Source organism: Butyricimonas paravirosa, from assembly GCF_032878955.1.
GTDB lineage: Bacteria > Bacteroidota > Bacteroidia > Bacteroidales > Marinifilaceae > Butyricimonas > Butyricimonas paravirosa.
This window is the reverse complement of record NZ_CP043839.1, coordinates 4,384,620-4,410,082: the sequence shown is the minus strand read 5'-3', so window position 1 is coordinate 4,410,082 and position 25,463 is coordinate 4,384,620. Positions and strand designations below refer to the sequence as shown.

The following is a 25,463-nucleotide window of genomic DNA, read 5'->3' as shown; positions in this document are numbered from 1 at the left end:
TACTATTGAGCGCTTTGTGCAGCTCTTGCAGCTCTTGTCAATTTAACCTGAGCAACCACAACGCTCTTAGCATTCATTAACTCTACGCCTTCCACGTGAATATCCTGTACTTTAATAGCCTTACCAACACCTAAAGAAGTAACATCAACAACCACTTCATCCGGCATATCTTTCGGAAGAGCTTTTACTTTCAACTTACGAGTGATTATAGCCAACTTACCTCCGGCTTGAACTCCGGCAGCGTGTCCCGTTACCCGAACAGGAACGTCCATTACAACTGGCTTATCCTCTGAGGTCTGGTAGAAATCAATATGTAAAACCTTATCCGTCACCGGGTGGAATTGAATATCTCTCATCACGGCTCCGTAAGATTTACCATCAAGATCCAAATTTACCAGATATACATTAGGAGTGTAAAGAAGTTTCTTCAAATCTTTATCCAAAACTGCGAAATGAACGTTTGCCTCTCCACCATAAAGAACGCATGGAACTTTCTCCGCATATCTTACAGCCTTGGTAGCTTTTTTACCTAAATCGTTTCTTACTTCTCCTTTTAAATCAAATACTTGCATAATAATAACATTGCTTGTGCTACTCAAATCCAGACTGATGCCCCGGGGTTATAAGCCACGTCTGCATTCCCATTACACGTTTAAAACTATCCCCGTACTTTTAATGCGGCGCAAATGTACGAACAAATTATCAGAATCACAACACTTTTTCCTTTTTCCAAAGTTTACAATCAATATAAATAAGCATTCATCAATACCACATCAACGCCCAAACAACACACTGACAATCAATTATAAACAATCAAAAATCCACCATTTTCAATGACAAGTTTTCACACGGAACAACCCTTTTTATTCTGAAAAAGTTTTTTGTTTCAATTATAGGTCTTATTTTCGCGTCATTATTAACAAACAAATTTTTTTAGAAATGGCTTACGTAATATCTGATGATTGTATTTCTTGTGGAGCATGTGAATCAGAGTGCCCGGTAGGAGCAATCTCTATGGGTGATGATCACTATCAAATCAATGCTGATGAATGTATCTCATGCGGGGCTTGCGCTGGTGTATGTCCTGTTGGAGCTCCGAAAGAAGCTTAATCATCATAAAAAGAAAAGAACAAAGCTGCCTCTCTCGGGGCAGCTTTCTTTTTGTACCTATTCGAAACCATTACCGATAACTCCCTCAAATCACCCCTTCTCACGGGGTTACCCCGTTAAATCCCATGAATCACGAGATCCATCCGCACGTCCAGCTCATCGACAGGCACCTCTTCCACGAACTGGAATCCGAAACAAATCCCCACTTTCCGGGCAACACGTGTCTCTTTCAAAATCTTATCGTAATACCCGCGACCTCGTCCCAGACGATTCCCGTGGCGATCAAAAGCCACGCCCGGCACGACAATCAAGTCAATCGCGTCGTAATCCGTGTACAATTCGCCAACAGGCTCCAGTATGCCGAAAGCCTCCCCCGGTTGCAGGGATTCCATGCCCTTGAACACTCGCAATTCCAACACGTCCCCTTTCACGCAAGGCAACAAGACGGTCTTCTCCCCCGCCCACTTACAGACGTAATCATGCGTGAACACCTCGTCGTCCATCGACCAGTAGAGCAACACGGTCCGGGCCTCCTTGAAAAAATCCGTCTGTTCCAACTCCTTCCACAAGGGACGAGACATCTCCACCTTTTGTTCCAGAGAATACTGGCTTTTCAAAACTTTAACCTGTTTCCGCAATTCTTTTTTATCCATGGTAAACAATCTTCCTAATCTTTATTCATTATTTTGCGCAAAAATCGTACTTTTGCAGCAATAAACAAAACAAGCTGCCAAAGAGTTACCAGATTTATTTGGACGCTTACCAACAATCCATCCCGTCAAGGGATACAACGTGCAGAATTATGAAAATAGCGATACCTCAAATCAACTACCACATCGGAGATATTTCCAAAAATAAGGACCTTATTATTGCTGCCATAAAAAAGGCGAAAGCCATGAAAGCGGAACTCGTTCTTTTTCCCGAACACGCCATCTGTGGGGCTTACCCGCAAGACCTTTTCGAGAAAGAATATTTCGTGAACGAATGTCGTGTCAGCATTGAAAAGATCGCCGAGCAATGTCATAACATAGCGGCATTAGTGGGCGGCCCGAACCTAGACTTGGAAGATGGCATCTTGATGAACGCCATGTTTTTCATGTACGACGGGGAAGTGCGAGGCGGGGTAAACAAAACCATATTGAGCGACTACGACGTTTTCGACGAGAGCCGGTACTTCATCCCGGGAGAATCCAACACGCCCCTACGCTACAAGAACCAGAATATCCGGGTCATCTTCGACGAGTACGAATCCAACATGATCGAGAAGACCGACACGATCATCGTACATGTCGGTTCGACACCTTTCACCACGGAAAGTTTTGCTTACCGGAAAGAAAGTCTATCATACATCGCCCGGAAACAGAAATGCCCGCTCATATCACTCAATCACGTGGGAGCGAACGCCTCCCTGATATTTGACGGTAACTCCTTCGTGGTCAACAGCAAAGGGATTTCAACATACAAACTAGCCGCGTTCAAAGAAGATTTCATGATCATCGACACGGAAAGACTGCTTAATGCCCCGGCCCTCAAAGAAAAAGGACCGGATACCATTGCTCTTATTCACGATGCACTTATCCTCGGAATAAAAGATTTCTTCCACAAAAACGGATTCTCGAAAGCCGTACTCGGACTTTCCGGGGGAATCGATTCGGCCCTCGTTGCCGCATTGGCAACAGAGGCCCTTGGCAAAGAAAACGTGCTGGGCATACTGATGCCTTCCCGATTCTCCACCGACCACTCTGTCACAGATGCCGTTGACCTAGCCAAAAACTTGGGCATCTCTCACGAAACCTTACCCATAAAAGAAATATACGACAATTTTATCGCCACGCTACACCCTGTTTTCAAGGATGCACCCTTCAACGTGGCCGAAGAAAACCTGCAAGCCCGTATTCGCGGGTCTCTCGTTATGGCCATTTCCAATAAATTCGGTCACATCCTTTTGAACACCTCCAATAAAAGCGAGGCAGCCGTGGGTTATGGTACCCTGTACGGGGACTTGTGCGGATCGCTTTCCGTGCTGGGCGACGTGTACAAAACCGACGTGTACAAATTATCCCGTTACGTGAACCGAAACGGGGAATTAATCCCCGAGAATACCATCACGAAAGCCCCCTCTGCCGAACTACGGCCCGGGCAAAAAGATCAGGACTCTCTACCGGATTACGACACGCTGGACGCTATCTTGAAACTATATCTCGAAGAAAATAGTTCCAAACAGGAAATTATAGCGAAAGGATTCGCCCCGGAAATCGTTGAAAAAACGATAACCCTGGTCAATCGTAACGACTACAAACGGGCACAATGCCCGCCGATACTGAAAGTCAGTAAAAAAGCGTTCGGCAGCGGACGCCGTATGCCACTTGTTGCCAAACTATAACACCAGATAAGAGAACGAGTTTATGAGAACGATAAAAGACAAAGAGTTACACGAAAAATATTGCAACATTTGCATTGATAGTCCCAACTCCCTTTTTGCAAGTCTTGACGAAAGTAGCAAAAGCATTATTCGCCAAACCAGCATTTGCAAAATGTACAGGAAAGGAGACTTGATTTACGAAGAAGGGAATAAACCTTTCGGGTTAATTTGTCTGATCACCGGGAAAGCTAAAATCGCCAAGAAAGGTATCGCGGGACGGGAACAAATCGTGCGTATGGCAAAACCCGTCGGGTTTATCGGCTACCGGGCTTTCTTTGCCGAGGAAATGCACATCGCATCAGCGGAGGCTCTTGAGGAATCCATTGTCTGCATCATGAAAACAGAACTTATTTTCGGTATCGTGCGCAGTAACTCGGATGTTGCCATGAACGTGATCCGGGCGTTGGCTACCGACCTCGGATTCTCGAACCGCCGAACAGTAACACTCACGCAAAAACACATTCGCGGACGTCTGGCAGAAGCCTTGCTCGTGCTGAAAGACACTTACGGGTTCGAGGACGATAACATGACCTTGAAAATTTGTCTCTCGCGGGAAGACATGGCCAATCTCTCGAACATGACCACCTCCAATGCCATCCGCACGCTCTCCAACTTTGCCTCGGAAGGCATACTGGAACTTTCCGGCAAGCAAATCAAGATTACGAACATGGAGGCGCTGGAAAAAGTAAGCGAGATGGGATAATTCAATCCTGCAATTGATCGATACACCGACTGATCGTTTCATAATCAAAGCCACGACTCAAAGCAAAGCGGAAAAGCTTTGCTTTTCGCTTATACGGGTCCTCCTCTTTTAATCCCCGATTCTTTTGTTTCAACAGCGCCAGACACGTGGCGTCACTTTCCTCATCGGGTAAAGAAGACAAAGCCTGTTCGATAATACGTTCCGGCACACGCTTTTGCCGGAGCATCTGCATGATCTTCAACTTTCCCCAACGATTAAAACGATGCTTATCCCGGGCATACGCCTCTGCAAAGCGAGTATCATCCAAGAAATGATTCTTCACCAAAAACTCCATAACCGCGGCAATATCCTTTTCCTCTAACTCCCACCTCTGTAACTTTTTAAAAATATCAAAACTACAATACTCCTTTTTACTACACTGCCCGGCAACAATATTCAACGCTTTCTTCGCATCCACTTTCGATGTAATTTAGAATTTAAAATTTCCCCGGGCTTTCACCATTCTCTCCCGTTCATTAATATCCTTCCTCAATTCAACATCCTCGTACCCCATCTCCCGAAGTAACTCGACGGTTTCTTTCCCAAAAGCCTCGTTGATCTCTAAAAACAGCAATCCACCCCGGTTCAGATGATCACGACCGAATCCGGCAATCTTCCGGTAAAACATTAACGGATCAGTATCCGGCACGAAAAGAGCTCGGGAGGGTTCATAATTCAACACCCGATCGTGCATAAGCGCCTTCTCAGACTCCCGCACATAAGGCGGATTACTCACGATCACGTCGAAACCGGGCCATTCCCATTCCTCGTAACTCAATATATCACGTACTTCAAATTTCACCTCCACGCCATTTCTCCGGGCATTGTCGGCAGCTTGTCGCACGGCCTCCGGGGAAATATCCACCCCACAAAGCCGTACTCCTTTCAACAACTTACCCAACGACACGATGATACACCCACTCCCCGTTCCAATATCCAAAACACTTGCACCCGGCTGCACTCCCGATTCCACGATCCACATCACCAGTTCTTCCGTCTCCGGCCGGGGAATCAAGGTTTCACTATTTAGCTGGAAATCAATACCGGCAAATTCCGTTTCTCCCAATATATACTGGATCGGTTTATCCGTTTTTAACTCTTCCACGACGAGAAGGAATTTATCGATAAAGCTTTTTGCCAAAAATTCGTGTTTGTTAAGATGGATTTCTATATTTGTACAATGCAACAGTTTGCAAAAGGCAAGAGAGCATAAAACTTTTATTTCATGCTCGGTATAAGTATCCTTTAGCTCCTGTAATGCGTATTGTTGTAAATCAAACATCGTATTCATGGAACAAAGATACGGTTTAATTGAAAATTGAAAATTGAAAATTGAAAATTTAATTGCGTGAACTGGACGGGTATTGCGATTGACATTGGCATTGTACTGTATATTCTCACCATCTTGGCGATCATATACACGATCATACTGGAAAACAGGAATCCGGTACGTACACTTGCGTGGATACTCGTACTCGTGCTGGCACCCGGCGTCGGGCTATTCTTTTACATCTATTTCGGCATGAATTACCGGAAGATCAAGATGTTCTCCATGAAAGGACTGGGTGACTTCAAGTGGTTGCAATACATGAGCGAAGACCAGAAACAACGTATCAAGAAAGCCGAATTGTTGAAAAAAGAAGACATGGAGGCGGTGAAACCGTTGATGACATTACTCTTGAACAACAGCAAAGCCCTTCTTTCCCGAAATAACACGATCGAGATTCTGAATAACGGGGAGGCTACTTTCGGTTCGATCTTCAAGGCCATCGCCAAAGCCCGAAAATACATTCACCTCGAATACTATATCATTGATAAAGGAGAACTCGGAGAGAAACTGAAAGAATTACTTATCGCCAAAGCCAAGGAAGGCGTGGAAGTTCGTGTGATCTATGATGACGTGGGGTCGTGGAAATTACCCAAACGTTACATCAAAGAGATGCAGGCCGCCGGGATTCAAATTTACCCGTTTCTTCCCGTGCGCTTTCCCTTATTCACGAATAAGGTGAACTACCGGAACCACCGGAAAATCGTCGTCGTGGACGGGGACACCGGGTTCATTGGTGGGTTAAACTTCGCCGACCGTTACCTGCACGGATTACCCGGCATCGGCATCTGGCGTGACACCCACCTGAAAGTGAAAGGAGAAGCCGTCACCTCGTTGCAAGTGGTTTTCCTGTTTGACTGGTACTTTGTTCGCCAGGAACTTCTACTGAACAAGGCGGAATACCTTCCCAACAAGAAAGTCGATGGCAACGTGGTTGTTCAAACCGTGGCATCCGGTCCCGATAGCGATTGGACATCCATCCAACAAGCCTACTTCACGCTGATCAACATGGCCAAGAAGTACGTTTTCATCTCGACCCCCTATTTCATGCCGGGAGAGACCACGATCAACTCGCTGAAAACCGCCGCCATGAGCGGCGTGGACGTGCGCATCATGATCCCGTATAAATCCGACTCGCTACTCACGCACTGGTGTACACGCTCCTACGTGGAGGAACTACTGGAAGCCGGGGTTCGAGTATTTCAATATCGTAAAGGATTCAACCACAGTAAAGTGATCGTCATGGACGGACTGGTATCTTCTGTGGGTACCGCCAACATGGACATCCGTAGTTTCGAACAGAACTTCGAAGTCAACCTCATCATCTACGACCGCAACGTCAGTCGCCAACTCGGTTCTGATTTTCTGGACGACCTGAAAGGTAGTTCCGAAATCAGCATCCACCGCTGGAAATTCCGCCCGAAACGGGATAAAATCCGGGAATCTCTAGCCCGACTTTTCGCCCCGTTGCTCTAACCCTATACTTCACCCCCTGTTCAGTCAGAGTTTAGCGGGAAATTGGTCCCCACCCCCTCATCCCCCAAACTCACCCCGCACAACAAACACAGTTACCAAACGGCTCTGTAACCTAGGGGACACGTCCATCTTGCGTTTGTCGTGGCTTATTTCCCCAAAAACTCCCAACAAACACATCAATAAGATAAAATGCTTAATCCACTCTTACCCACTTCACCGCATCAGCGATCACGATCTGCCCCGGTTCACCTCTGTCATCCAGAACGATTCGAGCCTCTCCCTCTGAAAGATGGTACTTCCCTAGCGACTTCCACCCCTTCTGCGTCGCTAACAGGACCAGACTCGTTTCCTTGTTACACCCTCCCCCTTCTATACGATAAAAATACTCTTGCCGTCTTTTTTTCTCTCGGTAATAACCATCCAGTTCGTGAGTGAACACGAATATTTCATAGGTTCCTTCCCGTTCGATCCTGGTTGTCCACTCCGCCTTAAACCTACCCACTTCCGCCAACTTTCCGTACACGCTACGGATACTATCCCCCCAATACATCCCCGCATAATGCTTGCTCCACACCCCCGTTGCATTCGTAAAAGATAAGTTCTCGACATACGGCTTGTCATCTTTCCCCAGCAAAGCCTGTAACCATTTCCTCCCAGAGGTGATCAACCGGAAACCGGGGGATTCGTTATCCACCAAGATCACCCGGTCGTCTTCCCGGTCAAAGAGGGAACCAGCTATCTCGAACACCCCGCAACAAGTATCTCGACCCCATGCAGGAACCATTAGATTTCTCGCTTCCCTCTCAAGGTCCACGTACATCTCTGTCGGAATATTTCTAGAAACACCCGTGCTCAATGCGAAACGATATCCCCGCTGCCCCAAGGGGAACCTGACCTGGTAACACTTCCCGGGTTCAAGGCTGTACACCTCTCTATCCTGTTTACCCCAGGTGAACGGGTTATCCGTGGAGACTGCGACAACACCCCTCCGGGTCCCGCAATGCTGTATCTTAAACTCCCCATAGGCTTTCCCCCTTCCTAGATCTTGCACTTTCACGATATCCATGTCTTTCACCCGGTACACGTTTTGGGAGCGAGAATTGAGCCAACCCACATAGTCCTCCACCGTAACCCCGAGAGAATCCCTCAATTCTCCTAGAAATATTTCCACGGGGACCTCACCCGAGTACCGTTTATAGAAGTTTTCAAAAAAGTCCCACAAGCTATCCCGAGGAGCCTGAACACACATCAAATCAAGCAATTCCTGCGCTTTCTGTTGCGTATAAATTTCCCGGGCTAGTGGATCAAGCAGGGGATCTCGCATTGCCTCTATCAAGCTATGCTCCCTGGCGTATAAAGTCACGTCCTTCAACTTGCCTCCCCTACCCCGATTCATCCAAGGCCCCTCACCTATTCTCTGACGTACCCATTCTTTATACAACATGTCCATAAACGGATAATCCCCGGAAGACAGGCAAACTCCCGGCTCGTACATCAACGTGAAACCCGAGCACAACTGACGTTCCGGGAAGAATCCTTCACGCCCGAAACTCCGGTTGAAAAGTCTTTTCTGAAAGGGGTTCTCGAGCGGCTCCCATCCCCCATTTTCTAACAAGTAACCGACAAGCTGGCTAAAAACGCTCCTCTCCAACTTCCGCTCGCTCTTGTCAAACCTTTCGAGGTTCAGGCGCTTGTTCTGCCCGGGGGGCACCAAGAATTCCCACCGGCTCCCCCGTTCCGGGAAAAATAGCATCCCCGGTTGGGAAAAACCGCTCCGGTTCTCTCTTGGGTCATGAAAAGAAGTCACCGATAACGGCAGTTCCGCCACGATTAAACGACTCTCCCTAGAGTAACACCAGTCCGACCGGAAACGGATACCTGACACACTATCGGCGAGCGACATGCTAGAACCCGTTAAAGCTGAAGCTCCCCCTATCTTGTTTTCCAGTACCTCCCGAATATCCTTTTCTTTCAGGTGACCGAAAAACATCCTGTCGATCCCCTTCCCTCGAAACATGTACAGTTCCACGAAAAAACCGCTTGTCCGGACTCGTTTACGCTCGTAATCCCCGAAGCAAAGGCTAATACCTTCCAACGGCTTCGGCGTTTTGAAACGCCAAGTTCCCCCTTCCCGGCTCACCTTCCCCTGGGATAGTACGGTCAAACCGGAAGCACACGTCACCTCGAGTTCGTACAACGTGTAGTCCCGGCCGGAATTCCCTCCCATCCGAGGATTTACCGGTATCGATACCGGGTACCAACCACACTCAGGTACCAACCACGTGAACTCATCGCTCACGTACGCATAACGGTTGCCAAAATTAAAAAAAGCGTCCTCACGCCACGGGTTATAGTATTGATAATCGTGAACCCAAAGGTAACCGTAACGCTCCTCCACACACCCCGAATAACTTATTTCCAACCGGACCGTGTCCCGGGCCCCCAGTTCTCGATCAATCAGCAAAACTTGAGCATTGCGAATGAATTTAACATCTTGGCCGGACTCTCGCACGCTAGAAACCGGCAAACCAGGGTTCAGGTATAACACGATACGCGGCAAAACAACATCTCCGGGGTTAAACAGCAACATGTCACTAACGGAGGACAGGCGACCCGCTTCCTGGCTGAAACGAATTCCGTGTTCCCGCACACGGCAAGTCGTATCACGCCAATAACGTTCATAATTCAGGCGGTAAGTCTCCCGCACGGCAGACTCGTGAAAATAAAAACATAAACGCCCCGAGACACACACCACGCCGAATACGACAAACAGGAACCCGACACGTTGCCAACCTCGAACACGTTTGATACTATTCGGCAACCTCCGTGCTTGGCAAGCGCCCACACACACCAGTCCAGCTCCCACAAGCAAGATCGAGAGACGCTGGAACAGGTAAAATCCGAGACTGGAATGGCCCGTGATATCGGAAAAAAGATTAGCCAATGCGCTCCCCATAAAATCAAAACTCCCGTGACTGATCCCAGGCAACCAAGTTACGGTTAGGTAGAACACGATCAACAGTAACACCTGGGACAAGAAGCGGGAACGTAACAGCTGGGTAACCAAAAAACTCAACCCGGTAAAGAAAAGAAGAGACGGAAATGTTAAAGTCAAAAAATAAAACAAGTAAACCCAAGGGTCCCACGGGGCCTCGCTCCCGAACAAGTTTACCGCCGAGCATATCACCCCGGACACCATGCCCAAGCAGGAGAATACCCACAAGATTGCCATCACCTTCCCCAAGAAATAGTCTGTATTGTTAACCGGACGGGCATGAATACACTCTAGCGAGCCTTGTCGTTGCTCCCGGAGATCGTAGTCTGTCACGAGAAAAACGATCATGAAAGCTTGCGCTATATTGAACAAGTAGGCGTTCACCAGCGGCATGGCGGAGGACGTCGAGACCATGGTCCAACTATAAGCTACCCCTGTGCCCTGCAGTGCCACCTGCAGCCAAGTTACCCCCAACAGCGCTAGCAATGTCAACACTCGAAACACCACTCCCCGACTGATCACTAAGAACTCGTAGCGAGCCACTATAAATATTTCACGTGCATTCATACCCTAATTGTTTAAACTACAATCGCCTTTCCCCTCCCTATACAGCATTCAATCAACGCCTTGTCCTATCTCAGCCGTATTCCACTGTTGAAAATCAAAAAATACCCAGATTACCATCTCTCCTATTTACACGATTATAAAGGTACGAAAAAAAATAACTAGTGTATTTTTCATTAATAATTTTAATTAAAAAATATGCATAAATTTTACAAGACACTTTTCTTTTTCTAACACTCGTGTACCCTGAATAAAATCATTTCTAGCAAACAAATACACCCCCAAAATTTTTATCAAAAATAAAAAAACAAACTCCTAAAATCCGTAGCTTTGCAGTTATAAGAACAACACCATTGAAAATTGCAAATCCCTCATTTTCAATTTTCAATTTTCAATTATCAATTATTATGAACGAGATCGCCGAAATCATTAACGGTACTTTACATAGCGGGATACCCGTAAAAATCACGGAATACAGCATTGACAGCCGCACGGTTGTTTCTCCCGAGCACACGCTATTTTTTGCCTTAACAGGAAGCAATCATAATGGCCATGACTACATCTCTACGTTATATGCCAACGGGATGCGGGCATTTGTAATCAATGAATACCGGGAAGAATTCACCACTCTTACCGAAGCCAATTTCATTCACGTGGAAAACGTACTGGTTGCCCTACAACAACTAGCTCGCCATCATAGACAACAAATAATAACACCTGTCATCGGGATCACGGGAAGCAACGGCAAAACCATCGTGAAAGAATGGATATACCAGTTGATGTCTGCCAGCAACTCCCTCAAAATATATCGGAGTCCCCGGAGCTATAATTCGCAAGTAGGCGTCCCTTTATCTTTGTTGGGTATCGAACATGACACGGATTATTCCATTATCGAGGCAGGAATCTCCCGCAAGGGCGAAATGTCCCGGTTGGAAAAAATGATTCAACCCACCATTGGTATCTTCACACACCTGGGAGACGCACACGATGAAAATTTCACCTCTAAAGAAGAAAAACTTGCGGAAAAAGCCAAACTATTCCGTTCATGTAAATGGGTTATCGGACAAGCGGGAGAAACTCTTGAACACATCCGGAGTTACTTACCTTCATCTGTTTCCTTCCTACTATGGGGGGAAGACAAAAATGCCGACGTACAAACAGAAACCCTATACATCTCCAAAGGGCACCGCCACGTGCAAGTCTACTACAAAGGTCACGTTTTTACGTTGGAAATTCCTTTTTCAGATCTTGTCTCATACGAAAATTGTATGAATGCAGTCTGCCTGTTATTATGGATGTCTACTCCCGTTGACATACTTGCCGAACGAGTACGTCATCTCTCAACCATCGCCATGCGCATGGAAATCAAGGACGGCATTAACCATTGCACGCTCGTGAACGACTATTATAATTCCGACCCCTCTTCTTTCCGCATGGCTCTAAACATGTTGGCAATTCAAGATGCAACAAAAGAAAGGGTAGTCATTCTATCGGATTTCATGGATACAGGAATGGACAAGGAAGAACTTTATACCCTTGTTTCCCAAATGCTTTGCGTGGCAAACATCTCCCTGTTCATTGGCATCGGGAAACAATTGTGTAAATATCGCCATATATTCCCCGATAATTCCCGGTTCTACGAGGACACGGAACATTTTCTCCGTCAGGAAGAACGGGATAATTTCAACAACCAGATCATCCTGATCAAAGGTGCCCGGGCGTTTCAATTCGAATACATCGCCGGATTCCTGCAAAAACAATCACATAGCACCATATTGGAAGTTGACTTGGACGCCATGGTTCACAACTTGAATCATTTCCGGTCACTGACCGACGCACATATCGCCGTCATGGTCAAAGCCTTCTCGTACGGTAGTGGCTCCCGTGAAATTGCCTCTTTACTACAATATCACCGGGTAGATTACCTCATGGTCGCTTTCGCCGACGAAGGCATCGAGTTACGGGCCGCGGGAATTACCATCCCGATTGCCGTCATGAACCCCGAACGGGAAGCATTTGACAACATGATCATGTTTAACCTCGAACCGGAAATCTACGCGCTGGACATTCTCGAAGATTTCAACAGGGCGCTGAATAAACACGGAATCAAACGATTCCCCGTACATATCAAACTGAATACCGGCATGAATCGTTCCGGTTTCGACGAACAGGACCTCCCGCACTTACTGGAATTTTTCCAAACGGAACGCTCCGTGTACATCCGTTCCATGTTCTCCCATCTCGCAGGAAGCGACGAGACCATGCATGACGAGTTCACTCTGGGACAAATACATCTGTTCGAACGCATGACTGAACGTATTCAAGCTCAATTCAACTATAAAATCTGGCGACACATTCTGAATTCCGCCGGGATCGAACGCTTCCCACAATACCACTTCGACATGGTTCGCCTCGGGATCGGTTTACACGGTATCAGTGCCACGCACGCCAACCTCCAGCCTGTAAGTAGTTTTAAAACCTACATCTCGTCCATCCGCAAGGTTCCGGAAGGCCAATCCATCGGGTACGGGCGCAAAAGTTACACCACCCGTCCTTCCCGGATTGCCGTAATCCCGGTCGGGTATGCCGATGGGCTAAACCGCCATTTGAGTAATCGTGTCGGTAACGTGTTCATCAAAGGGAAAAGAGTTCCGATCATCGGCAACATCTGCATGGATACCTGCATGATCGATGTCACGGACACGAATGCCGCCATCGGGGACGAGGTGGAGATTTTCGGGAAACATATCCTCGTCTCCGAACTATCGGAGCAACTGGGAACCATCCCGTACGAAATTCTCACAGGCATCTCTCACCGCGTAAAACGAGTATATTACAAAGAATGAAATAAATAAAAACCCTTCCCGCCATTCTTTCCAGAACCGGGAAGGGTTTTTCCACTGTGTATGGTTTACGAGAAGCTATTTACTCTTCATAACGATCACCCAAATACTTGATCAACACGACATCCAACTCCGAACCTCTCACCCCGTGATCTATAATACGTCCTTCCTTATCCAGAATCAAACAGAAAGGAACGCCTTGTATTTTGTATTTATTAATTACCTCACCTTTCCAACCCTTTAAATCACATAATTGTGTCCATTTCATATTCTCTTCTTTCAAGGCTTGTTTCCAATCTTTTTCCTTGTCATCGATCGAAACGCTGATCATGTTAAAGGCATCTTTCCCCTTTCCATAAGCATCGTACACGTGGCGCAAGTGAGGAATCTCCCCCCGACACGGACCACACCAAGAGGCCCAAAATTCTACCATATTATATTGACCCGGTTTCACGTAATCAGACAATTGCACCGTTTTACCGTTCTCATCCACCAACTCCAGGTCCCTGTACTTCTCTCCTAAAGCAATTGGAGCTATTTCCTCCAGACTTTTCTGTAACTGCTTATAACCAGCAGTTTCACGCAAAGAAGGATCTATAGTCTGTAACAAATTTTCCATTTCAGCTTTTGAAAACTTTGCAGAATAAACCATATTCTGGGCCACATCCACGGAAACGGGAGACTTCGGGTTAGCTTTTATGAAATCCCATTGGATTCGGGTAATCTCTTTCTGGGCATCATTCATTTCCCGGGCTAATGCAATTCCTTCCCGGGTATTGAACACTCCATCAAGAGCCGGAATATGATAAACTTTTAAATACTTATTCCACGCTTCACTATTCTTAGTTCGATAAGGTTTAATCTTTTCCTGATAACTCAGAAATAAATCATGCACGGGAGAACCTGTTACGATCACATTCCCTTTCACGTTCCGCAGGAAAGAGTTACGAGAAGGCAAGGAATCAATGGAAGGACTTTCATACTTTATATCCACATTCTCCACAAACACATCTGATCCCCGTAAATCCTTCTCGTACGATTCCACCTTATCCGGAGATAAATCAATCAGCAACTGATAACGTGTCGGAACATCCACTTTTCCTGTTAACACGAATTTTCCCCCTTTCACGACACTGGAATCTACCGGGGTATTCCAATTGTATAAATACACTTTCATGCCGTCAGGCGTTCCCGGCACGGAACCGCTAATCTTATAACCAGGTTCCCGTTGACAGGCTACCAACGTTCCCCAACAAACAATACCATACAATAATCTTTTCATTCTTTTCACTTTTAATATTTATCTCCGATAAGCTCTATCAATACATTATCTAACTCCGCACCACGTACTCCTCCGGCAACAATTCGCCCCTCTTTATCAAGTATCAGCGAGAACGGAACTCCATTAACTTTATATTTCTGGGGGACAGGTCCTTTCATACCCTTTCGATCATTCAGCTGGGTCCATGTCATCTTTTCCTGCTTCAACGCTCTTTTCCAATCCTTTTCCCGTTCATCAATAGAGATACTGATGATATGAAACACACCCTCCTCGTACAACTCACTCACGTGACGCAAATGTGGGATTTCCCCTCGACACGGACCACACCAAGAAGCCCAGAATTCAAGCATATTGTACTGTCCCGATTTCACGTAATCAGCTAAGCGAACAGACGTTCCCTCTTCATTCGTCAACTCTATATCCGTATATTTCTCCCCTTTTGCCACGGGATACATATTTTCTGCCTGTTCTTTCAAAACTTGATATGCAACATCGTCATGTAAGACAGGAGTTATCGTATTTAACACGTTATTTATTTCCTCTTTCGTGTATGAGCTTCCCGCACTCAACAATATATCCAAGGCGGCCTGAATCCCGACCACGGAATTACCATGATTTTTCAGGAAGTCCCAACGTAATTGTTGCATTTGTTTTCTCAACACATCCATCTTCCTCACAATAGCGATCCCCTCTCGTACATTAAACACTCCTTCCATTGCCGGGCGATGATACTCTTCCAAGTACTTTCGATCCAATTCCCCGTATTTTTTTTGCAAAGGGATTAATGAAACCATATATTGCTGATACAAATCATTGATAGGAGACCCCGTCACCTTGACATTCCGACTATCCCGGTATATCCGGGGAAAAGAATCCACGGATTCACATGAATAAGACATAACTGAATTATCCAAAAATATCCACGATCCCCGTCTCTCTTTCTGGTACATATCCTTTACCTCCGGACTCATATCAACAAATAGCATACACAACACCGGATGTTCTAGTTTCCCTTCCAACATGAATTTTCCATCTTTAGTTACGGCCGTGGCATCTACCACTTTCTCGTAGTTATTGTCATATAACCCAACTTCCAAACCGTCCTTGATTCCCGGAATCGAACCGTTAATCACAAACCTCTTGCTATCCTGCCCCCATGCAACACTGCACAGGAACAGGAAAATGATACATACACCTTTCATAAACTTACTCTACCGTTACGTTTAACCAGAATTTACTAAACTCTTCCAAATCGATCTTCAGGTAATCCTTGTAAAATTTGAGTGTTAAATCATACTTCTTCTTTACTAACGGATAGGTATCCAAAATCTCCTGACGTTCCGAAAGCGAGTTACACACAATCCACGTTGCATAAGTTGCCATATCCTCATTTTGATAGCTCTTCGTCGATGCCATCACGAAAGAATAAGGATGAATAAATCCCATATTCATAAGGTAGTCCATGTCCACTTCAAAAGTATCCCAATCATACATGGCATCCATTGCATCCAATTGATCCGCCTCCGGCATCTCACTCAAATAATACCCCGCAGAAACTTGAATAAACTCAGTTGGTACAGGTACGTTATGATTATAATAAGTTGACGTCCATGTTCTAAAGAAACTTATAGCAATACTATATTTCCAAACATCCGGTTGCACACCAATCGCATCATCCATCTCTCCCCAATAAACAATACCCTGTTGCGCCTCGTCAGTAAAAGCAATAGAGTAAATTTCAGGAATCCAGAAACCGTAATAGTTTAATAATTCATCATTCCAGAGATTTATTTTAACCAATACTTGCCGCTTTATCACGGAAGTTTTCGCCGTTTCAACAGGCAAAGCGTTATAAAATAAACGTAACAAAGTCAAAAAAGATTCGGATGTTGCCTCATCCCCTGCCTCCAAAGGTAACGCATCCTCTGGAAGATACCACAACATACCCGTTTGAGTTTGTCCGACATCCGTTCGCAAAGCATCGTCTCCACTTAACGTGTAATACACGTGATAATCATATTTCTGATACAAGTCGTAACAAATTTTCTGGGCCTCCGAAGGTCCGTTAGTGATCTCTGGGATAGGACCATTATATTCATATTCAGCAGATAAGCTATCTTCATGACAAGCCGTACCCGTGACCAGCAAGCCAAATACTATTAACATTCCATATATTGTTCTCATATTCATTCGTTTTATCTAGGGTTAGCACCAATTTCCGGATTCACGTTCAACTCTTTTTGCGGAATCTGTAACACGTACCGGGGATCATCTTTTTGTAATGTAGCACTTCCGTTCAATCCGCTATGCGTGATTGAAGGTCTTGTCGTACGTCGAAGATCAAACCAACGTTGTTCCTCGAAACAGAATTCACGTCTTCTTTCTTTCCAGACAGTTTCCAGTAGAGTCTGTTGAGTGAAATCTTCTGCTTGTAATCTTCCGGTTGTTTCAAAATCTTCCGTCCGAAACTTAGTTTCACGTAACGTGTTCAGATACCCAACAGCTGTAGCTACACCATCCGTTTTATGAGCGTACGCTTCTGCTAGGATCAAATACATCTCTTCTGTCCGAAGAACACGAGTGTACCCATAATCTGCACTTAATTGTACTACAAAATCAACATATGTCATGGAATAGTAGCGATTCTTTATATAGCGAATCCGTCCATTTGATTTACGCCTCATGAAATAATATTTCCGGACATCCCCTTTTTCGTAAGAATTATATAACGTTTCACTCGGATAAAAAACGGTTTGAGCAATATCACTACTCAAAATAATGTAAAGTTCATTAATACCATTCACAAACAACACATTTGCATTTTCCTCACTCAAATACCCAACGCCAGGAACAGCTTCTGTTGTCCATTCTGTCAAAGGAGCTTCCGTGTAAATAACAGGGTTTTCTCCTGCTGATCGCAAATCAAACAACATCGGATTACTTTCAATCACCGCACTGGCCTGTTCTATAGCAAGATCCCATTCTTGCATATACAAATACGTTCTCGCCAACAAAGCCCTAGCAGCAAGTGCGGAAAAACGGGTCTTACCGGTAGTCATCGGATTCTCTTCTAATAACGGGATAGCTTTTTTCAAATCATCCACGATCTGCTCGTAAACTTTCTTCAAAGATTCACGTCTATACACCTTATCATCTGCCGTTGTTTCTAAATTCACCGGAATCCCGGGAGTCGTTTCACAAGTCGCAGGATCATACGGAGCCGCATACATATTTACCAAATAAAAATAACGAAATGCACGTAAAGCATACGCCTCTCCCTTTACATGATTCCGAGTTATTTGTACCACGGTTTCATCCAATACAGAACCTGTTGCATCATCTATATTATCAATGACAACATTCGTATTATAAGCACTATTATAAAATTTCTCAAAAACTTCATCACCATTAGGCATTGTTGTTTCTATACTATTGTCCCACATATGCGCCCCCAAATAGGTGTCTGAAGAATTCGCATAATAAGGTTTTCGATCTGCAACAATATAGTCCATATCATCTGTTAGAACATCAATATATGGCAACACAGACTTTGTCAAGTAAGCATTATTTAACAACTGTTCGTAATCCTCTGTTGTCGAAAGTTTTTGTTTGTTCTGTGGTATTTCCTCCAAATAACCGTTACATGCCCAAAGGACCGAACTCATACACATGAACAATAATCTATATAAATATCTTTTTTCCATAATCATTCATTTAAAAATTGATATTCAATCCCAAAGTAAACGTCCTAGCCAATGGCAAAGAACCATAAGATGTTGTCGTATAATTAATCGTCTCGGGATCATACCCCTTCAAACGTTTATCCGCTATCACGAATAAATTTTGTGCCTGAAATTTCAAGGTAACATTACCCATCTTACGATCTCCAACAACCACTTTATTTGTCCACCGGGCTGGTAATTGATACTCAATCATCAAGTTTCGAAACCGGAGGTAATCACCAGGAACAACCGTTTGATCTGATAAGTTATACCAATCTGTGGCATAAAAATTACCATCAGCAGTTGTAATATATCCATCGCCAGCAGATAAAGCTGGAATTGTTTTACCCGTGTTATCCTGTCCCGGACGCCAACGATCCTTGATGCTACTGTTTGCGTTCTCGTCCTCCGCCGGAGTCGTTACATACGCACGTGCAGGCAAACGTACCACGTTCTTCAAACCGAACGCAAACAACATCGACAATGAAACATTCTTGTATGATACTCTCGTGTTCAAACCTCCGGAAAACAGTGGATCACGAGTTCCTTCATATTTCAAGTTACCCAAGTCATACGGGTAATTCACGATTTCCTCACTATCCACTCCAAGTACATTCCCGTCCTTGTCGTAAAACATGGGCATTCCTTTATCATCTAATTTGGCAAAACGATAAGAGAACATCCCGTCCACGGGTTTCCCCTCGTACACCTCACCAGGAGTATAAACACTTTGCACTAAATATTTTGCTTGTGCCGTACTCGTCGATTTCGTCACTTTATTTTTCACATACCCCATGTTAAAAGCAGCCGTCCACCGCCAATCCTTATTTTTAAGGAGAGTTCCACTCAAAGAAACATCAATCCCCTGATTACGCACATCTGCATAATTGACATACTTTCCAGAAAAACCAGATACAGATGAAACACTCTTGTAAGCAATCAAGTCTTTACTTTCATCCAAATAATAATCAACATCTAAAGATAACCGATCATCAAACAGACCAAGTTCCAGTCCCACGTTAAACGAAGCTGTCGTTTCCCATTTCAAATCAGGATTTGGAGCTTGTTGGATTTCCATTTCAAACAAACCGGTCACCGCATTAGGTGGTAATGCTGCGGCAATAATCGATGGACTACTGTCTTCCACGATATTACCTCTTAAACCGTAAGATGCCCGAAGAGCCAAATTACTTATCGTGTTGTTATCTTGCAAAAATGATTCATTACTGATAATCCATCTTCCGGAAATAGACCACAAGGGTAGATAACGATACTTAGGATTAGACCCGAAAAGATTCGATCCGTCAAAACGAATATTAGCGTTCAACACGTAACGATCACCATACATGGCAGAAACTACGCCATAATAAGATATATTGGAACGATCGACCAAACTACGGGTAACTTTATTCCGTTTTAAATGACCTGTTGATTCTCCCAACGCTGGTTCATAAAACGTATTCCCCCGATCATGGAAATAACCGAATGTATTTGATTTTAAACCTTTATAATTTGTATTTCTAAACTCCTGTCCTAATAATACATCAATAGATAAATCCTCTGTAAGACTTCCTTTATATGTCAAACCATTACGAATTAGCGAGGAACGTTGTTCATACGTTTGCTCATTATACACTCCCCCGTAAGGTAAAGGTGATTTTTTTATATCCTCTTCTGAACCTTCTCCATACTCGTACCCTCTTATATCAGCCACATAAGCACTTTTCTCTGTAGCATAATCCCGGGCCGTAGAATGGGAAGAAGCGTAACTAAATAATCCTTCGTATTTCAAGCCTTTGTATAGGTTTACTGTAAGATTGACAATTCCTTTTATATCGGTTTGTGTACTCTCATTTCCAGTATTCGCCAACTCATTCAGGATATTAAATTTATGCCAACGACCTGACACTGTTCCGATATAATAATGTAAATCCCCATTGTCCTCATGTAAAGGAATTGCCCTAGAAGTACGAACTGCATAATTAAATAAATCAATAGAAGAATGGTACATCTCCCGGTCCCTACGATCCATTTGAAGAATAGCTCCCATGTTCACACCCTGAAATAGCCGAGTATTCACTTTTACCATACCTCCATAATTCTTATACTCACTTGCTTTATCCACCCCTTCTTCTCCGTTATAATTCAGTGAAATATAATAATTAGTTCTCTCTGTTCCCCCAGAAACGCTCAAATTATGAGTTTGCGTATAGGCATTCCGGAATAGAGTTTTAAACCAATCCGTATTTGTCTCTTCCAACTTATTAGCCATCGAATTCAATTGCTCTCGGGTTATTTGTCCAAGAGCATAACTATTCAGTAACCCTTCTAAACCGGGAGTCCCGTTAAAATGAGTTCCACCCCAAACAGATAACCCATCCTCGTAATTTTCCCAAGCTAAAGCTATGCGTTCTTTCGAATTCAACAAATCAAAATTATCGTAGTAAGGACGAATACTTAGGGTTGAGGTATGTTGATACGCTATGTTAAAACTATTGGCCTTCCCCTTCTTCGTGGTGACCACGATCACGCCATTGGCAGCACGTGTTCCATAAATAGCAGTTGCAGAAGCATCTTTCAGCACGGTAATACTCTCGATGTCATTCGGGTTAATACCGCCAATCACCGAATTGAACATATTCATCACGTCCGGACTGTTCAAATCAGCAGCCGTCACCGGGACGGAATTTTCCAGAATCACGCCATCCAATACCCATAACGGGTCTGCATTACCGGAGATGGTCGCCGTACCGCGAATACGAATCTTAGGGGCCGCACCCGGAGCCGCGGATGTATTCACCACGGAAAGCCCCGGAACCACACCTTGCAACATCTGTTCGATACTCGAAGCTCCAATTGTCTTTAGTTCACTTGTTTTCACCGTCACCACAGAACTCGTCAAGTTACGTTTCTCGATTTGCTGGTATCCCGTTACCACGATCTCCCCGATACTCTCCGCTTCTTCCTCTAACACGACAACCAAAGCGGGTTGATTTTTCTTATAAGGAACATCCTTCGTTTTCATCCCTACAAATGAAAAACGCAGTCTCACGCTGTCCTGTTCCGGAACCCGTAACAAGAAATCACCATCCATTCCCGTGGCCGTTCCTAACTGGGTCCCCACGATAAGCACGGTTACGCCCGGTAATGGTTCCCCGCTTTTATCTTTCACTACACCACGAATTTCCATCTCTTTATTTGCTTGCTGCACGGAATTTTTCCCTTCGAAACGGACCATGATAATATTATCCCGGAACGTGTAAGTAAAACCTGTTCCCTCAAAAACTCTATCCAACACGGATTTCACGGACTCCTCTTTTGCTTTTACAGTCAGTTTATTTAACTGTTCTGTTTGTTCCGTGTTAAAAATAAAATGCAGATTCGTCTGACGCTGGATCTCGCTAAATAACGTTTTTATCGATACTCCTTGTAGATCCAAGTTGACTTTCTCCTGTTGGGCAAAACTATTTGCCGAAAGAGAAAATGTGAAACAACACATCAAAAAAATAAAAAGCTTCATCGTTTTCCAAAATTTTTGTCCATGGGGTCGGTAAACCCTAAGGCATAATAGAATTTTTTCCATACCTTTGTAGTTAGAATGTTAGTATTTACAATCAGGCATTGCTCGTAACATTAGCCTGTTGTCCTATTATCATTAATGGCGGAAGATGCTCGTAACATTTTCCGCTATTCTTTTATTCCATCACGATAATTGTCCTTCCTTTCACAGAGAATTTCACCTGAGTCACTCCTGATATAGCATCGAGAATATGGGAAACTTCCTCGTAACGTCCCAAATGCCCGGTAAAATGCAGTTGTTTCAAACTTGCCGTCTGGAAGAACACATCCACGTCATACCATAAAGACAACGTGTTCATAATCTCTTCCAAACTCTCGTTATCAAACATAAACTCATGCTCTTTCCACGCCACGTAAGGCCGCACATCCACATCTCGAATTTCCATAGTGCCTTTCTCTCTGTTATAAAGAGCCAACTGTCCCGGCATCACCGAATATTCAACGTCCGAATTCGTTTCTTGAATACCAATCTTTCCCTCGACCAAAACAGTCTCAACATTTGCAAGATTGTACGTGTTTACGTTAAAAGAAGTTCCATAAACCCGGATTTTTAATTTATCCGCATTCACGAAAAAAGGCCGTTTTACATCTTTTGCCACTTCAAAATATCCTTCCCCGGAAAGAAACACGTCTCGCCGTTCAGTCCCGAAAGCCACGGGGTAACGCAATTCACTGCCCGAATTCAGGTAAACAACCGTCCCGTCGGACAAGGTAACCGTGTATTCTCCTCCACGAGGAACTTCCAACACGTTATATTCCGTCTTTCCCGTTGCCACCTGCTCCGGGTAAACCATTCCTAACGAGTTATTGGTAGCCGCAATACCTTCTGCCACGTCAAAACGAGTTTCTTGTTCTCTCGTGATTTCAATCACCCGATTATCAGCCAACCGAAGAATAGCCTTGCTCTTTCCGGGCTCTATACTGGCCAATTCCGTACCCTTTTGTTCGGCACCCGGTTTCGTTTCTCTTATAAAATATCCCGCTGCCACCACCATCAAGGGAATCATCACGGCAGCCACGAATTTATACCACCCTAAACGACGGGTATTATGCTTCTCTTTGATGTTTCCCTTCAAAATGACCTTCTCCCATGCAGAATTTTTATTCACATTCTCGTAAATACCAAAATCATGGGCTACATTCTTTTCATCACAAATCTCTTTAAAAAGTTTTTCATGCGAAGGATCTTGACTAACCCACTCCTCCAACTTCACTTTTTCTTCCCCGGATAAATCCCCCACGAGATAAAGTTGGATTAATTGTATGATATATTCATCGTAATGTTTCATCATCCTTGTTATTTTACACCAAAGACGACAAGAGCAAAAAAAAGGAGTATAAAAAATCGACTTTTTTTAGAAAATATTTTCCAATCACATGAAACCCACTTTAAACAAGGCATATAGCACATATACACCACCCAATCTTTTTCGCAAATAAACAATAGCATTCCGTTTTTGAGTCTTCACGGTTAATTCGGATATTTGAAGGATTTCCGCAATTTCGCTATTCTTTTTTCCTTCCAGGTAATGTTTAAACACTTCCTGGCACCGTTTAGGTAGTTCATCCAATACCTGGTATAAACGGCGGTACACCTCATCTTTCATAACCTCCAATTCAGGCATTTCGCCCGCCTCTGATGTCCGAAGCGTGTAACGCACATACTTTCCCTCCACTTCCTTGTGTTTCAAATAATCCAACGAGGCATTCTTCACCGAGTTATACAAGAAATTCTTAAAACCATAATAGGAACTGTAAATCGTATCCCGTTCCCACACCTGCACGAATAAGTCCTGCACGACATCTTCCGCAATCTCTTGTCTCTCTACCCACTTCATGGCATATAGCACGAGATAACGATAAAATCGGTCAAACAATATTTTAAAAGCTCCCACCTGCTTTTGATTCAATTGCTCTATTAATAACTCATCTTGAACCATTTTCCCTAAGGATTATTATACAGATTTATTCGTGTATAAAAATAGTAAAAAACTATCTTTGCACAAAGATAAACACATAATAAAACAGATTTATGAAACGAATCATAGCACTCTTGCCCTGTATCATGTTATTATTACAAGCAAATCAATCCTGGGCCCAATTCGACAAATACTTTCACAACAAAACTTTACGTATGGATTACGCCCATTGCGGGAATAGCCAGCATGACGAAATTTATTTCGAGGAGTTATTAGAGGAACCTTACTGGGGCGGTTCGAAAACCAACCTCATTGATACCATGTTCTACGGGAATTATTATCTCAACGTGTACGACGTGGCCTCCAACCAACTCATCTATTCCCGGGGATATTGCACTCTTTTCTGGGAATGGCAAACCACCGATGAAGCGAAAACAACTCAACGTTGCTGTTCAGAGAGTGTAGTCATGCCTTTCCCGAAAAATGACGTACGCATTGAAATATCCACCCGGAACAAGAAAGGTAAATTCGTAAAGAAATTTGAATACACGGTGGATGTTGATAGCTATTTTATCAAGAAGGATCGCCGGATGCAGTTCCCGACTTATGACGTGCATTACACCGGAAACCCGTCACGCCGGGTGGATATCGTCCTGCTCCCCGAAGGTTACACGGCAGATGAAATGGACAAATTTAAAGCCGATTGCAAACTTTTCGCAGAAGGCCTGTTCAGCCTTTCTCCCTATAAAGAAAATCAAGGTCGATTTAACATCCGGGCTGTCCTTGCCCCTTCACAAGAATCCGGTGTCGATATTCCCGGTGAATACATTTGGAAGAATACCATACTGAATTCTTCCTTTTACACTTTCGATTCCGAACGTTACATCATGACCTACGATAATAAAAGTTTACGGGATTTATCCGCTAACGTCCCCTATGACTTCATCTACATTATTGCCAACACGCAAAAATATGGTGGTGGAGCCATCTATAACCATTACGGTATCAGCATTTCCGGTAATCTCCATGCAGCCAAGGTTTATGTTCACGAGTTCGGCCATCTGTTTCTCGGCCTTGGAGACGAATACGTGGAAGTCGGTAGCAGTTACAATGATATGTACCCGACCAACGTGGAACCTTGGGAGGCTAATCTTACCACACTGACAAACTTTAATAAGAAATGGAAAGATATGCTTGATAAAGATACCCCCGTTCCCACTACCTACGATCCCCAAAATCCCAAGAAACTCGGGGCCTATGAAGGAGGTGGTTACGTGTCCAAGGGTGTTTACCGTCCTCGTTATGATTGTTTGATGAACACCCTATCCGGTGATGACTTCTGCCCCGTTTGTATCCGGGCTATCAAGAAACAAATCGATTTTTATACCCGATAAATAAGAAAAACGTACCTTCAACGGTACGTTTTTCTGCATAAAGTGTACCACGGAAGGTACGATTTCGACCTACAAGACCCAGCATCGA

The 25,463-nt window shown here is 44.3% G+C and carries 18 protein-coding genes; 6 read left to right on the top strand and 12 right to left on the bottom strand.

All coding sequences use genetic code 11. From position 1 onward, the window contains the following. Positions 1 to 2 precede the first annotated feature (2 nt). Entirely contained in the window at positions 3 to 572 is a 570-nt protein-coding gene (locus F1644_RS17805; protein WP_027202775.1) for a 50S ribosomal protein L25/general stress protein Ctc, read from the bottom strand. Between the two features lie 367 nt (positions 573 to 939). On the opposite strand from F1644_RS17805, the gene F1644_RS17800 reads away from it, so the two are divergent. Beyond that, a complete protein-coding gene (locus tag F1644_RS17800) occupies positions 940 to 1,110 on the top strand; it encodes a DUF362 domain-containing protein (protein WP_071595998.1) in 171 nt (56 codons plus the stop codon). Between the two features lie 116 nt (positions 1,111 to 1,226). Here F1644_RS17800 and F1644_RS17795 read toward each other — a convergent pair whose 3' ends face one another. After that, positions 1,227 to 1,763, bottom strand: coding sequence for a 5-formyltetrahydrofolate cyclo-ligase (locus tag F1644_RS17795; protein WP_118304377.1), 537 nt, complete (start codon positions 1,761 to 1,763; stop codon positions 1,227 to 1,229). Positions 1,764 to 1,912: 149 nt separating this feature from the next. Here F1644_RS17795 and F1644_RS17790 point away from each other — a divergent pair, with 149 nt between their 5' ends. Further along, complete coding sequence (locus F1644_RS17790; RefSeq protein ID WP_168044110.1) at positions 1,913 to 3,493, top strand: NAD+ synthase; 1,581 nt, start codon at positions 1,913 to 1,915, stop codon at positions 3,491 to 3,493. 22 nt (positions 3,494 to 3,515) lie between these two features. Further along, entirely contained in the window at positions 3,516 to 4,235 is a 720-nt protein-coding gene (locus tag F1644_RS17785; RefSeq protein WP_087421027.1) for a Crp/Fnr family transcriptional regulator, read from the top strand. Position 4,236: 1 nt separating this feature from the next. Here F1644_RS17785 and F1644_RS17780 read toward each other — a convergent pair whose 3' ends face one another. Together F1644_RS17780 and prmC are read right to left on the bottom strand one after the other, a co-directional pair. Next, on the bottom strand, positions 4,237 to 4,692 hold the full coding sequence (locus F1644_RS17780) for a regulatory protein RecX (protein WP_168044112.1): 456 nt from the start codon (positions 4,690 to 4,692) through the stop codon (positions 4,237 to 4,239). A 12-nt stretch (positions 4,693 to 4,704) separates the two neighbouring features. Beyond that, on the bottom strand, positions 4,705 to 5,565 hold the full coding sequence (gene prmC / locus F1644_RS17775; RefSeq protein ID WP_168044114.1) for a peptide chain release factor N(5)-glutamine methyltransferase: 861 nt from the start codon (positions 5,563 to 5,565) through the stop codon (positions 4,705 to 4,707). A 57-nt stretch (positions 5,566 to 5,622) separates the two neighbouring features. On the opposite strand from prmC, the gene cls reads away from it, so the two are divergent. Then, positions 5,623 to 7,077: a cardiolipin synthase gene (gene cls / locus F1644_RS17770; protein WP_087421024.1), complete on the top strand. Its 1,455-nt coding sequence runs from the start codon at positions 5,623 to 5,625 to the stop codon at positions 7,075 to 7,077. A gap of 193 nt (positions 7,078 to 7,270) precedes the next feature. Here cls and F1644_RS17765 read toward each other — a convergent pair whose 3' ends face one another. Continuing rightward, positions 7,271 to 10,639, bottom strand: coding sequence for a golvesin C-terminal-like domain-containing protein (locus tag F1644_RS17765; RefSeq protein WP_168044116.1), 3,369 nt, complete (start codon positions 10,637 to 10,639; stop codon positions 7,271 to 7,273). A 404-nt stretch (positions 10,640 to 11,043) separates the two neighbouring features. Here F1644_RS17765 and F1644_RS17760 point away from each other — a divergent pair, with 404 nt between their 5' ends. After that, on the top strand, positions 11,044 to 13,482 hold the full coding sequence (locus F1644_RS17760; protein WP_168044118.1) for a bifunctional UDP-N-acetylmuramoyl-tripeptide:D-alanyl-D-alanine ligase/alanine racemase: 2,439 nt from the start codon (positions 11,044 to 11,046) through the stop codon (positions 13,480 to 13,482). A 79-nt stretch (positions 13,483 to 13,561) separates the two neighbouring features. Here the strand turns inward: F1644_RS17760 and F1644_RS17755 are convergent, their stop codons facing one another. The 7 genes from F1644_RS17755 to F1644_RS17725 all read right to left on the bottom strand — a co-directional run bounded on the left by F1644_RS17755 (position 13,562) and on the right by F1644_RS17725 (position 24,002). Next, entirely contained in the window at positions 13,562 to 14,761 is a 1,200-nt protein-coding gene (locus F1644_RS17755; RefSeq protein ID WP_118304383.1) for a TlpA disulfide reductase family protein, read from the bottom strand. Positions 14,762 to 14,772: 11 nt separating this feature from the next. Then, on the bottom strand, positions 14,773 to 15,963 hold the full coding sequence (locus tag F1644_RS17750) for a TlpA disulfide reductase family protein (protein WP_118304384.1): 1,191 nt from the start codon (positions 15,961 to 15,963) through the stop codon (positions 14,773 to 14,775). A 4-nt stretch (positions 15,964 to 15,967) separates the two neighbouring features. After that, positions 15,968 to 16,945, bottom strand: coding sequence for a zinc-binding metallopeptidase (locus F1644_RS17745; RefSeq protein ID WP_147344521.1), 978 nt, complete (start codon positions 16,943 to 16,945; stop codon positions 15,968 to 15,970). An 11-nt stretch (positions 16,946 to 16,956) separates the two neighbouring features. Next, entirely contained in the window at positions 16,957 to 18,465 is a 1,509-nt protein-coding gene (locus F1644_RS17740; protein ID WP_158572079.1) for a RagB/SusD family nutrient uptake outer membrane protein, read from the bottom strand. A 10-nt stretch (positions 18,466 to 18,475) separates the two neighbouring features. Next, the gene (locus F1644_RS17735) at positions 18,476 to 22,003 is read right to left on the bottom strand and encodes a SusC/RagA family TonB-linked outer membrane protein (RefSeq protein ID WP_158572080.1); all 3,528 of its coding nucleotides are present in this window, start codon (positions 22,001 to 22,003) and stop codon (positions 18,476 to 18,478) included. A 175-nt stretch (positions 22,004 to 22,178) separates the two neighbouring features. Continuing rightward, a complete protein-coding gene (locus tag F1644_RS17730; RefSeq protein WP_158572081.1) occupies positions 22,179 to 23,351 on the bottom strand; it encodes a FecR family protein in 1,173 nt (390 codons plus the stop codon). 84 nt (positions 23,352 to 23,435) lie between these two features. Further along, positions 23,436 to 24,002 (bottom strand): RNA polymerase sigma-70 factor, encoded by a 567-nt coding sequence (locus F1644_RS17725; RefSeq protein ID WP_087421017.1) that lies wholly within the window; start codon positions 24,000 to 24,002, stop codon positions 23,436 to 23,438. A 92-nt stretch (positions 24,003 to 24,094) separates the two neighbouring features. Between F1644_RS17725 and F1644_RS17720 the strand changes: the two genes are divergently transcribed. Then, positions 24,095 to 25,375 (top strand): M64 family metallopeptidase, encoded by a 1,281-nt coding sequence (locus tag F1644_RS17720; protein ID WP_229782375.1) that lies wholly within the window; start codon positions 24,095 to 24,097, stop codon positions 25,373 to 25,375. Positions 25,376 to 25,463: the final 88 nt, after the last annotated feature.